Origin of the sequence: Salinivibrio sp. YCSC6 (assembly GCF_004916735.1) — a bacterium.
GTDB lineage: Bacteria > Pseudomonadota > Gammaproteobacteria > Enterobacterales > Vibrionaceae > Salinivibrio > Salinivibrio proteolyticus.
Window position 1 is genome coordinate 177,614 of the sequence record NZ_CP039516.1, and the last position, 12,301, is coordinate 189,914.

The following is a 12,301-nucleotide window of genomic DNA, read 5'->3' on the forward strand; positions in this document are numbered from 1 at the left end:
CGCTACCACTGGGTGTGCGGTTTATCAATTTTGTAACAAAGGAACTAAGAGATTGATCATTCCTCGCTTTTATCCCGAACCATGAGTCCGTGTTCAGAAAGATGGGAAAGAAATGTCTCGGGAGGTAAAAAGCCGGTAACGCGTGCGGTTTCATCCCGTTCACCACTGGGTAACCAAAAGTCGAGGGTGGGCAAGCCCGCCACATTTTGGCGACGCATAAGGGCAAAATCTTCAGGACGATTATGGCTAAGGTTCACTTTAATCCGGTGCATGCGGTTAAGTTGCTGGGCCACGTCGGGATCGGTAAAGGTTTGTGTGGCGAACTGCTTACACGGAATGCACCAATCGGCGTAGTAATCGACAAAGGCGATTTTCTGACTCGCGGCTGCGTTGGCGAGCTCTGCATCAAGCGCTGTTTGGCTGTTGACGGTCACAAACGTTGGCGCCGCGACGGTATGCGATGCGTTTGCAGGCGCGGTGGCTTGTTGCGAGTGAACAATATAAAGCGCACTGGCGCCTAATGCGGCAATCAACGCCCCAGCCGTCAGTGCGAAGCGGCGACCCTGTCTCATACTTTTTCCTTTTCATGCTAATAGGATGAGTATACACAAATACCATGATCACACCGCATGGGTGTGCGACTGGATCAACTGACCGGGCGTCATACCAAACTGACGCTTAAATGCGGTGACGAAATTAGAGGGATGATGGTAGCCCGCCCAGTAAGCCGCTTCGCCAATTGACATTGCCTCATGCAGTAACTTTTCTTTGACCACCGCGAGCCGGCGGCGCCGAATGTAATCAGACACGGGCACGCCCAGATGGGTACGAAAGTGACGCTGCAGTGTGCTGCGACTCAGGCCGCACGCCTGAGCGATAGTCGATAAGGTCAATGCGGTATGCAGTTTGGTCTCAATATACGCGACGGCTTTTGCGACTTGTGGTTCATGGGTGGTAGGGATGTGTTCGACAACAGGCTCAATGATCAGATGAGCGGCTTGGTCACACAGATGCTTGATGATGGTGAGTGCATGTAGATGCTGGGTCAGGGGATCAGCCTCATGTTGCCTATTAATACTGGGTAATAAGGCGCGAATGGAGTCAAGTATGGAGGGACTCGGTTGCCAGCGTACACAGCCTAAATGATGGCGATGCAAGCCACTAAGCAGTGGCAAGGCTTGCTCGTCTGCATAGCCATTAAGCCATTCGGGGGGTAGCAATATGTTCACTTTTTTAAGGTGGTTACCTTCAATTAGGCGACGGCGAAAGGTGCTATCACGACCCACGGAGACTGCAAGCGCTTGGGGCTGGTGGCGTGCATCACACCGATAGGTGTAACCATCGTAGGCAAACTCTAGCAAGCCCTCGAGGACTATCACTAGCGTGATCCCCAGATGGGCACGGTGGAGCACATTGGCATCACATAACTCATCGGTAATCCCGCCATCGATCTGCAACCCTCCCGGGCATAAGGTATGTGAGAACTGCCCTCGCACCAGAGATTGCGTCCGTTGCGAGTGGCTAGCCATGATCTCGGCGTGACCCTCTGCGCTGGATTCTCGTTGTGTGCAAACAACAGACACGGGTGCTGTCATAGTGTTCCCCCTTAACATGCTGCATCAACGCGCTATGCATAAAAACTCTGCGCATAAAAGCTTGATGCACGCGCATAACTCTTTTTTCTTCCTGAAAACCACTTAAACAGTAACATAAATGCGAATTAGTATCATTTAGTTGTTTGGGTTACCCAAGAAGGAAATGAATTATGACGTTGTTACTTCCTGCCAAGGCGCGTCCGGCTTTGCTTGCGCTGAGCATTGCCAGTGCTTTGTGTCCCTCTGCGATGGCTGATAGCCCCGAAGGTGAAAGCATAGAAACGGTGTCCGTGTGGGGCACAAAAGTGTCTAGCTCCTCCCGTTACCTGGGGGAGGCCGATCTTACCGTGAAGCAGCCCGATCACCTCTCTGACTTATTGCGTGATATTCCCGGTGTGGATGTGGGCGGCACGCACTCGCTCACCCAGCGCATTAATATCCGTGGCTTTACCGAACAAGATCTGGATATCACCGTCGATGGCGCCTCACAAGGCGGTAAAATGTTCCACCACATCAGCAACCTCACTTTAAATCCTGACATTTTGCAGCGTGTTGATGTCGCGGTGGGCGCATCGTCGATTCTCACCAGCGAGCTGGGGGGCGCGGTCGCGTTTGAAACCAAAGATCCGTACGATCTCTTGCGTGCGAATGAGACATTTGGGGCACGCCTAAGTGGGGGCTGGGGCAGTAACGATTACCAGCAAGGCTCGTTGACCGTTTATGGGTTGTTGAGTGATGAATGGGATGCGATGGCATATATCAGCCGTTTTGATCGCGACAACTTTAAAGACGGCAATGGACATCGTACCTTCGGCGGTGAAGGTGAGGTCACTAATGGCTTAGTGAAACTAGGTTGGGAGCCTGAGAGTGGGCATCGCTTTGAAGTCAGTTATGACAAGTACCGCGATAAGGGCGATTACCTGCCGCGTCCTGATATGGGCGTGAGCTTCAACCGCAATCGCACGGGCGAAATGATCCTGCCAGTGACCTATGATCGTGATACCGCGACGATCAACTATGAATACACGCCGTCACAAACCATCGAATTAAAAGCGCTGGCCTATTATAACCAGCTGTCACTCACCCGTGATGAAACCGAATTTGCGACCCACCCATTTCTGGCTGACCGCAAAGGCGTCAACGTGGCAGAAGACACGAATATTGGGGTAAAACTCAGTGTGTCGCAGTGTATTGGCGATCATCAGCTCGCGTACGGTGCGCACTATGAAAACCAAGACAACGACACCCAATTTGCCAAACCGGGTGTACAGATTTTGGAGTCGGCCGACAAGATTGCGCTGTATGTGGAAGACAAGATAGCGCTGACCTCACGCTTTTCGGTGACGCCAGCGGTACGTTATGACAGCTTTGATCGTCGAGCGACCAGCTCGAGTCAGCGTTACGATGATGTGTCGCTGGCGTTGGGGGCAGAGTTTGTCGCTAACGACTATCTCACCCTGTTTGCCAACAGTCGAGAGCTGCACAAAGCGCCGCCGTTGAATGAATCATTCACCACCACAGCACTGAGTGAAAGCGCGGATAAAGACTTGAAAGCCGAGCATGGCCGGACCGATGAAATTGGTGTGCGCCTCTCAAACGCAGCGGCGCAAAAAGACTACTTGTTAACCGCCAATCTGACGGTATTTCGCACTGAGCTCGATGATGAAATTGTGGTGCGTAGTTACAAAGATGGCAGTGGTAACTGGGCCTATGAAACCACCAACCGTGGCGATGTCACCTATCGTGGCTTTGAAGCCAGTACCTATTGGGCATGGCAGCAATGGACGGCGTCAGCCAGTTACAGTCGCACGGATGTGAGTTATTCAGAGGCGTATCAACTGGACCAGATTTTTGGTCGCGCCCGCCACCTCGGCGATACCCTTGCCTTGAATGCGGATTACGCGTTGAACCGTTGGGATGTGCTGCTGGGGTGGAACACCCAAATTCAGCGCTCGACCACCGTACCTGATAGCAACTTGACCAAACCGGGCTACACAGTCCACAACGTGTTCGCTCAGTGGCAACCGATGGCGGTAGACGGGTTCACTTTGACGGCTGGGGTCGACAACTTGTTTGACAGTCGCTATCGCTCGCATGCGTCAACGTCAGGTGAACGAGGCGCAGAAATCCTCGATTACGAGCCCGGCCGCAATATTAAATTGACGGCGTCCTATCAATTTTAACGCGATGAGGCTGGCATTCATGCCAGCCTACCAAGGAGAACGTATGCCTAGTATGACAACGATGATTGAGTCCGAGCATGCCCCTCGTTACTTGCAGACCTTGTGTCGTCACTTTGGTCGCAAAGTCGAGGCGAGCTGGGATGAGCAAACAGGACGCGTGCATTTCCCTGCGGGTGTGTGCGATATGCAGGTACAAGGGACCCAGTTGCGTGTTACATGCCATGCCGACGATGAGGAGAACTTAACCTTAGTGACTGAAACGGTCAGTAGCCACATCGAGATGTTTGCCCGTCGAGAAGCACTGCCCCATCAGTGGCAGTGCGTCGCCGACGCTTAGTTGCGTTTTTTTGCCCGCCCCTGCACGGCTTTAAAACGTGGATTGGTTTTGCAAATAACAAACATGCGCCCGCGACGACGGACAACCTGACAATCAGGGTGACGCTGGCGGGCGCTTTTCAGTGAGTTCACGACCTTCATGACGACTCCTTTTGACTGCGACCCACTTGGCCAAACTTGCGGGCGAAGTGTGCGGCGCGTCCTTCTTTGTTTGTGACCCGCTGTTTACCCGTGTACACCGGATGCGATGCACTCGAGACGTCGAGTGGAAAATAGGGATAGGTTTTACCGTCGTGCCATTCGATGGTACGTGATGTTTGCAAGGTTGAACCAACCATAAAATAGGTATCGACACTGGTGTCATGAAACACGACTTGTTGATACGGAGGGTGGATATCTTTTTTCACCGTGGAGTGCCTCTTGTCGTTGTATTTAATTGTTATGTTATATCATAACAATTAAATATGAGGAAGCGGTGAATTGATCAATAACCCAACAGGCATTGGCGAAACAATCTGCGTTAAAGATCTCATTTTACGAACTTTTTGTTATGAAGGACGCAAAAGTGTTAGTTTTTATTACTTATATCAACACGCGTGTTACTGCTCACGGATAGCCTGTCATCCATGATGCTGCGCATGCGTGCACATCCCCTTCACGGAAGGCAAACATCATGATGATGCACAGACAAGGAACCGTCTCGACACTCATACCCAATAACACTGGTTAACGTTGGCGACATTAGGGCGAAATGACAGACGATCATGGCGTTGGCTAGTAAGGAAATTGGGCCCAACTATCCGGAGTAGGAGAGCGTTATGTTTTTGGTTGAGTTTTTAGTAGTACTCAGCTGCATCTTGATTGGTGCCCGAATTGGCGGCATCGGTTTAGGTGTGATGGGCGGGGTTGGCCTCGCGATATTAAGTTTTGGGTTCGGTATGCAACCCACGCACCCACCGATTGATGTCATGCTGATGATCATGGCTGTTGTTGCCGCTGCGGCCAGTATGCAGGCAGCCGGTGGTCTCGATTTTCTGATTAAAATTGCCACGGGCATTTTGCGTAAAAACCCGCGTCACATTACCTTTATTGCTCCCTTAGTGACCTATGTCTTTACTATGATGGCGGGGACAGGACACGTTGCTTACTCCGTGTTGCCTGTGATTGCGGAAGTGAGCCGCCGTAGTGGCATTCGCCCAGCACGCCCATTAAGTATGGCGGTTATCGCCTCGCAATTTGCGATTGTGGCCAGCCCCATCGCTGCTGCTGTGGTGGCCTGCGTGGCCTTTTTAGAGCCACAAGGGATTACGCTCACCGATGTGCTGTCAGTGACCATTCCTAGTACCTTTATTGGTCTTGCGCTTGCGTGTGTGATCGTCAATAAGCTTGGCAAAGAGCTTAAAGACGATCCTGAGTACCAACGCCGCCTTCAAGACCCCGCATTTCGCGCAGAAATGGAAGCATCGTCGACCGTGGAAGAGGTCGAGGTGACGCCGGAAGCGAAAAAATCGGTGACCTTATTTTTACTCGGGGCCATTACCGTGGTGCTAATGGGGGCGTTTCCTTCGTTGCGCCCAGCGTTTGACGGCGAGCCTCTGGGCATGGCGCACACCATTGAAATTGTGATGCTGTCAGTCGGTGCGCTGATCATCTTGACCTGTAAACCGGATGGCAATGCGATTAGCCAAGGTTCGGTGTTTCATGCGGGTATGCGTGCCATTGTCGCTATCTTTGGTATTGCGTGGCTGGGTGACACCTTGATTGGTGGGCATGCGGATATGGTAAAAGATGCCGTGTCTGGCTTGGTTGAGGTGGCGCCTTGGACGTTCGCCTTTGCTTTGTTTGCGTTATCGGTCATGGTGAATAGCCAAGGTGCAACAACGGCTGTGCTGGTGCCAGTAGCGATTACACTGGGTCTGCCACCCTCAATTATCATCGCGACCTTTGTGGCGGTAAATGGTTACTTCTTTATCCCCAATTATGGCCCTATCATTGCTTCTATTGATTTTGACCGAACAGGGACAACTCAGATTGGTAAATATGTGTTCAACCACAGCTTTATGGTACCGGGGTTGCTTAGTATGGTCTTCAGTATTGCCTGCGGTTTGTTACTCACTCAGGTGCTGTAAGCCAATAGAAAGACAGGCGAATAAAAAAGGGCGCATTGAGCGCCCTTGTTGATCAGATAACCGTTATTCACTTAGGCGTTAAAGCGTTTACCGCGATACTTGGGATGCATCAGGTTGTCGACCGAGAAGATGTCTTCAAGTTCTTCTTCGGTCATTAACCCGCGCTCTAGCACCACTTCTTTCACGCTCTTTCCTGTCTCAGCACAAATCTTGCCGACAATATCGCCCTCGTGGTGGCCGATAAAGGGGTTGAGATAAGTGATAATGCCAATCGAGTTGTGCACATAGTGCTCGCACACGTCTTGGTTGACGGTAATCCCGCTCACGCACTTCTCACCCAAGTTCCGGCAGCCATTCGCCAGAATGGAAATAGACTCAAACAGTGCCTGCCCAATCACGGGCTCCATCACGTTAAGCTGAAGTTGGCCGGCTTCGGCGGCAAACGTAATGGTGGTATCGTTGCCCATTACCTTAAAGCACACTTGGTTGACTACCTCGGGGATCACTGGGTTAACCTTGGCGGGCATGATGGATGAACCTGCCTGCATTTCTGGTAGGTTAATCTCATTGAGTCCCGCACGTGGGCCCGAGGAGAGCAGGCGTAAGTCGTTACAGATCTTCGATAGTTTCACCGCCAAGCGTTTCAGCGCGCCGTGGACCATGACATACGCGCCACAGTCTGACGTGGCTTCAATCAAATCTTCGGCTGGGATACATGGCAGACCTGTGATCTCAGCTAGGTGTTTTACCGCCAATTGCTGATAGCCTTCTGCGGCATTCAACTTGGTGCCAATCGCAGTCGCGCCGAGGTTAACTTCGAGCAGCAGTGCGGCGGTATATTTGATGTTTTTAATCTCTTCACGCAGTAGTACCGAAAAGGCTTTGAACTCTTGTCCGACCGTCATCGGTACTGCGTCTTGCAGCTGGGTGCGGCCCATTTTCAGTACGTGAGAGTAAGTCTCCGCTTTTTTGTTGAATTCGTTTTGCAGATAATCAATCGCATCCATCAATTTGAGAATGCTGTTGTAGACTGCAATTCGGAAGCCGGTGGGGTACGCACAGTTGGTCGATTGGCTCTTATTGACGTGATCGTTGGGGTTAATCACATCATAGTCACCTTTCTCATGCCCCATTAGTTCAAGCGCAAGGTTGGCAATCACCTCGTTAGCATTCATGTTCACTGAGGTGCCTGCGCCGCCTTGGAAGACATCCGAAGGGAACTGATCCATGCATTTACCCGTTTCCAAAATCTGGTCACAGGCTTTGATAATGTAGTCACCGACATCAGAGGGGATCACGCCGAGTTCTTGGTTTGCCATCGCGGCAGCTTTTTTGGTGTAAACCATGCCGCGAACGAAATCGGGAATGTCTGAAATACGGGTACTTGAGATAGTAAAGTTCTCAATGGCGCGCAAGGTGTGAATACCGTAATACGCATCGGCTGGAACAGCGCGTTGACCGAGTAAGTCTTCTTCAAGGCGGGTTGCAGTAGTCAGCGTAGGGGTATCATTGGGTGTAATAATCGTCTGAGACATGTGTTGGCCTTAACATCAAAGTTATTATAATGATTAAAACGTCGCCACAAATTTTGCTGTAGAATCCATTCCTCAGAGATTTTGGCTGGATGTATCGTCTCTTACATCCTTTCGCCGCTATTAGAGCATATGATGCGGTGAAAAGGGCTGACACCGGTCACAGCACTAAGAGGAGGCGATAACAAAATGCGCTTTCTTGCCGCGAGATTCAAGCAGTAAATCCACTTTCCCGATTCGGCTTTTGCGTGATTTTGATGTTAGGATGAAAAGTGAATTTCCAGTGCGAGGTGAACCGTGTTTCCAGTTTTATTACTGCTATTTATTTTGGTGCCAGTGATCGAAATTGGCCTGTTTATTCAGGTTGGTGGCTGGCTGGGGCTGTGGCCCACACTGGCACTGGTTTTGATTACCGCGTTTGTCGGTGCGTCTTTGGTGCGAAGCCAAGGCATTATGACCTTGGCTTCGGTGCAAGACAGGCTCAACCGAGGGGAATTACCCGCTCAGCAAATCCTTGAAGGCGTGATGTTGGCTGTCGCTGGCGTGCTGCTGTTAACGCCAGGTTTTATGACCGATGCGATGGGGATGTTGGTGCTTTTACCTGGGCCGCGAGCCGCGCTCGCCAAACAAGTGATGAAGCGCGTCACTGTGTCTCAAGCAGGCTTTAGCCAAGGTAGCTTCCATCAAGGGGGCAATGCGCAAGGTCCTTTTGGTGAGGATCCTTTCCGTCGCGGAGGCCGTGGTGAGGATGGCAATACCTTTGAGGGGGAATATGAGCGCAAAGATGACGATGATGACCATCGCCTGCGCTAAGCCGTTTCGGGATTAAGCCCAGCCAAAAGGCCGCATGAAGATGCGGCCTTTTTCGATCATGGCGTCAGCTTACTCGGTGAGCTCGGGGCGCTGACGGTATTGGTCGAGTGATGCTGGGTTATCCAGTGCGCTTAACTGTGCCACGTCTTGGCCATGGACCACATCGCGCACCGCCAGCTCAGCCAGTTTCCCTGACTTGGTGCGCGGAATATCGCTCACCTCGGCAATCACGGCGGGAACGTGACGCGGCGTGCACTGTGTACGGATGGTTTTTTTGATGGCTTGCTTGAGCGACTCATCCAGTGTCACGCCGGCGGCGAGTTTGACGAATAGCACCACGCGGACATCATTTTGCCATTGCTGGCCGATGACCACTGAATCCATGATTTCGTTAAGCTGATTCACATGGCGATAGATTTCTGCCGTGCCAATTCGTACTCCGCCTGGGTTCAATACCGCATCAGACCGACCATAAAACACCATGCCACCTTGTGCGGTCAGGCGGACATAGTCACCATGAAGCCAGATATCATCAATCTTGTTCCAATAGGCATTGTGATAGCGACTGCCATCGGTATCGTGCCAAAAGCCAACCGGCTGGTTGGGGAAGCTATTACAGCACACCAGCTCCCCTTTCTGCTCCTCGACCGCTTGGCCTTGGGCGTTAAACACTTGTACATCGAGCGCCAAGCCGCGCTTTTGGCTTTCGCCGCGATAAACCGGTGACAGCGGGCTGCCAAGAACAAAGCAGCCACAAATGTCGGTGCCACCCGCAATCGAGCTTAACTGCAGGTCAGACTTTATCTTTTGATAGACATAATCAAACTGCTCGGGCGCAAGTACCGAGCCGGTCGAACACAGGACGCGTAGCGACGCCAGCGAGTAATCATCTTTCGGTGCCACCCCTTGTTTTTCCAATGCTTCTAAGTATTTCGCCGCCGTACCAAAAAGGGTGAGCTGTTGCTGCTCGGCCAGTCGCCATAGTACGCCCGCATCGGGATAAAACGGTGAGCCATCATAAAGCACCAAGGTCGCGCCGCTTGCCAAGGCACTGACCTGCCAATTCCACATCATCCAGCCGCAGGTGGTGAAGTAGAAAAAGCGATCGCCGGGGCGCACATCCGAATGGAGCTGATGCTCTTTCAAATGATTGAGCAATATTCCCCCCACCGAATGAATAATGCACTTGGGCTTACCCGTGGTGCCGGAAGAGTACAGCACAAAGAGTGGGGCATTGAACGCCACGCGGGTAAAGCGAAGCGGCGGCGCGTCCTTGGCTAATAAGTCTTGCCAGTTATCCACGCCAGCAGGTAAAGAAGGTCGATCACCATCAAAAGGGATCACCACTAGGCGTTCAATGGCCGGTACGTTATCCACCACCTGCTGTGCTTTATTCAGGCAGTCATAGGTTTTGCCGTTGTAGTGGTAATGATCGGAGGTAAACAGCACTTTGGGTTCGGTTTGGCCAAAACGGTCTAACACACTGTCGACGCCAAAGTCCGGTGAGGTTGAGGTCCAAATCGCGCCCAGTGCCGCGGTGGCAAGCATTGCAATCACGGTTTCAGGCAGATTAGGTAAATAGCCAGCAACCACATCGCCCGGCTGAATACCTTGCATATCTAGGTAGTGACGGATGGCCGCGACCTGATCGACGAGCTCACGCCAAGTGAGAGTTCGTGCTACCTCATGCTCACCGCTAAAAATCATCGCCGGTTGGTCGGCATATTGCTCTGCGTGCTTGAGTAGGTTTTCGGCATAGTTCAGACGTGCGGTGGGAAACCAGTGGCTATCTCGATTGGGATGCTCGGGGTCGATATCGCACACTCTCTCGCCCGGGTCGCCGATCACGCCAGCAAATTGCCATAACTGTTGCCAAAAATCGCCGCTTTGACGTACTGACCATGCATAGAGATCGTCATAACCACTCAACTGGGTATCGTGAGTCTGATTCACGGCACGGATAAACGCGGCGAGTAACGTGTGGGTTTGACGTTCCTTATCCGGCGCCCACAACAATCCGTCTTTCATGTTCTCTCCTTAGCTCTTATCAGGGTGTGCCTGTATAAATGCATCCAGCGTTTGGCACTGTGCCTCAATGCGCGTCAAAGTTGGGTAGGCCGTTAAATCAAACGCAAATCGGCGTGCATTAAAAAGCTGCGGTACCAAACAAATATCGGCCAAATTAGGCGCTTCTCCGCCGATAAAGGGGCTGTCTAATCCCTGTAGTTTGGCTTCCAAGCCATCGAACCCTTGTTTTAGCCAATGGTGATACCAAGTGATTTTGTCATCATCACTGTGGCCAAAGGGGCCGGTTAAGTATTGCAGAACCCGTAAGTTATTGAGTGGATGCACATCACAGGCAATATCGAGCGCCAGAGATCGGCACTGGGCTTTTTGCACTGGATCACTGGGGAGCAGTTTTACCTGCGGATAGCGCTCATCGAGGTATTCAATAATGGCCAGTGATTGGCTCAAGGTGACATCGCCATCGACCAAGGTAGGCACTAAACCGGCGGGATTGAGCGAGCGATAGGCGTCGCTGTGCTGGTGTTTATCCAGCAAAGACACGGTTTCTCGTTGGTAGGAGAGGCCTTTAAGGCCAAGGGCGATGCGGACGCGGTAGGCCGCGGTCGACTTACTGTAATCATAAAGCAGCATACAAGCTCCTAGACGGCATCAACGTCACGCGCGCCTAGAGGTACTAGGCGCGCATCAAGGTTATTCTGCGATGTAACGGGTCACGGTTTGCTCAATGGCGCCGAAAATAGACGCATCTTGGCTGTCGCGCATATCGATGGTGACGCTATCGCCAAAGGTCATAAACGGGGTTTTTGCCTCGCCTTGGTCGATAATTTCCAGCATGCGCTTTTCGGCTAAGCAGCAAGAGCCTTTACTGCGATCGGTATTGGAGACGGTGCCGGAGCCAATAATGGTCCCAGCGCTGACATGGCGGCTTTTCGCCACATGCGCGACCAACTCGGCAAAATCAAAGGTCATATCGACACCGGCGTCGGGTGACCCGAACCATTCGCCGTTGAGGGTGACATGCATCGGTAAGTGGACTTTATGGTCGCGCCAGTGATCGCCCAGCTCATCTGGGGTAACCGCCACCGGTGAAAATGCAGAGGCGGGCTTAGATTGGAAAAAGCCGAACCCTTTGGCAAGCTCGCCGGGGATCAGGTTGCGCAGGGAAACGTCGTTGACCAGCATCAGCAGTTTAATGTGTTGGCCCGCTTTGTCAGCACTAAGGTGCATGGGCACATCATCGGTGACGATGGCAAGCTCGGCTTCAAAGTCACAGCCCCACGCATCATCCACCAATTCAATCTCGTCACGTGGACCGAGAAAGCCATCAGACATGCCTTGGTACATCAATGGATCAGTCCAAAAACTCTCAGGCATTTGTGCGCCGCGCGCTTTGCGCACCAGTTCAACGTGGTTAACGTAGGCGCTACCATCCGCCCACTGATAGGCGCGGGGCAGTGGTGAGTCGCAGACGCTTGGGTCAAAGGCAAAGGACTCACTGACTTGGTTGTCATTGAGCGCGTCGTAGCGCTGAGTCAGTTTGGGCGCCAGTGTCGCCCAATTATCGAGTGCCGCTTGTAGTGTGGGTGCAATATCGTCGGCGTGGACGGCGCGAGTAAGGTCACGAGAGACCAAAATCAATTTGCCATCACGTCCGTGTTTGAGTGAAGCCAGTTTCATTGCTTTCT

12 protein-coding genes are annotated in these 12,301 nt (G+C 52.1%); 4 read left to right on the plus strand and 8 right to left on the minus strand.

Going from position 1 to position 12,301, the window contains the following annotated elements; translation table 11 throughout:
• Positions 1–56: 56 nt before the first annotated feature.
• Positions 57–572: a thioredoxin fold domain-containing protein gene (locus tag E8E00_RS00800; protein ID WP_077640718.1), complete on the minus strand. Its 516-nt coding sequence runs from the start codon at positions 570–572 to the stop codon at positions 57–59.
• A gap of 48 nt (positions 573–620) precedes the next feature.
• Positions 621–1,595: an AraC family transcriptional regulator gene (locus tag E8E00_RS00805; protein ID WP_168174057.1), complete on the minus strand. Its 975-nt coding sequence runs from the start codon at positions 1,593–1,595 to the stop codon at positions 621–623.
• A gap of 170 nt (positions 1,596–1,765) precedes the next feature.
• Between E8E00_RS00805 and E8E00_RS00810 the strand changes: the two genes are divergently transcribed.
• Entirely contained in the window at positions 1,766–3,778 is a 2,013-nt protein-coding gene (locus E8E00_RS00810) for a TonB-dependent receptor domain-containing protein (protein ID WP_096630150.1), read from the plus strand.
• 43 nt (positions 3,779–3,821) lie between these two features.
• Complete coding sequence (locus E8E00_RS00815) at positions 3,822–4,115, plus strand: DUF2218 domain-containing protein (RefSeq protein ID WP_096630147.1); 294 nt, start codon at positions 3,822–3,824, stop codon at positions 4,113–4,115.
• Here the strand turns inward: E8E00_RS00815 and ykgO are convergent.
• On the minus strand, positions 4,112–4,255 hold the full coding sequence (ykgO, locus tag E8E00_RS00820; RefSeq protein WP_077640722.1) for a type B 50S ribosomal protein L36: 144 nt from the start codon (positions 4,253–4,255) through the stop codon (positions 4,112–4,114). The two genes, E8E00_RS00815 and ykgO, sit on opposite strands and share 4 nt — an antisense overlap.
• On the minus strand, positions 4,252–4,521 hold the full coding sequence (locus E8E00_RS00825; protein ID WP_096630144.1) for a type B 50S ribosomal protein L31: 270 nt from the start codon (positions 4,519–4,521) through the stop codon (positions 4,252–4,254). The genes ykgO and E8E00_RS00825 overlap by 4 nt, the downstream gene beginning before the upstream one ends.
• Positions 4,522–4,932: 411 nt before the next feature.
• On the opposite strand from E8E00_RS00825, the gene E8E00_RS00830 reads away from it, so the two are divergent.
• A complete protein-coding gene (locus E8E00_RS00830; RefSeq protein ID WP_077479089.1) occupies positions 4,933–6,243 on the plus strand; it encodes an anaerobic C4-dicarboxylate transporter family protein in 1,311 nt (436 codons plus the stop codon).
• Positions 6,244–6,314: 71 nt separating this feature from the next.
• Here the strand turns inward: E8E00_RS00830 and aspA are convergent, their stop codons facing one another.
• On the minus strand, positions 6,315–7,766 hold the full coding sequence (aspA, locus tag E8E00_RS00835; protein ID WP_371414227.1) for an aspartate ammonia-lyase: 1,452 nt from the start codon (positions 7,764–7,766) through the stop codon (positions 6,315–6,317).
• 306 nt (positions 7,767–8,072) lie between these two features.
• On the opposite strand from aspA, the gene E8E00_RS00840 reads away from it, so the two are divergent.
• Entirely contained in the window at positions 8,073–8,588 is a 516-nt protein-coding gene (locus tag E8E00_RS00840) for an FxsA family protein (protein WP_077456074.1), read from the plus strand.
• 69 nt (positions 8,589–8,657) lie between these two features.
• Here the strand turns inward: E8E00_RS00840 and E8E00_RS00845 are convergent, their stop codons facing one another.
• From E8E00_RS00845 to E8E00_RS00855, 3 genes are read right to left on the minus strand one after another with little or no spacing between them, the layout of a single operon-like run.
• On the minus strand, positions 8,658–10,616 hold the full coding sequence (locus E8E00_RS00845) for an acetoacetate--CoA ligase (RefSeq protein ID WP_096630141.1): 1,959 nt from the start codon (positions 10,614–10,616) through the stop codon (positions 8,658–8,660).
• A gap of 9 nt (positions 10,617–10,625) precedes the next feature.
• On the minus strand, positions 10,626–11,246 hold the full coding sequence (gene maiA / locus E8E00_RS00850) for a maleylacetoacetate isomerase (RefSeq protein WP_077640728.1): 621 nt from the start codon (positions 11,244–11,246) through the stop codon (positions 10,626–10,628).
• A 60-nt stretch (positions 11,247–11,306) separates the two neighbouring features.
• Positions 11,307–12,293 carry a fumarylacetoacetate hydrolase family protein gene (locus tag E8E00_RS00855; protein WP_096630138.1) on the minus strand — a complete coding sequence of 329 codons (987 nt, stop codon included), beginning with the start codon at positions 12,291–12,293 and terminating at the stop codon, positions 11,307–11,309.
• Positions 12,294–12,301: the final 8 nt, after the last annotated feature.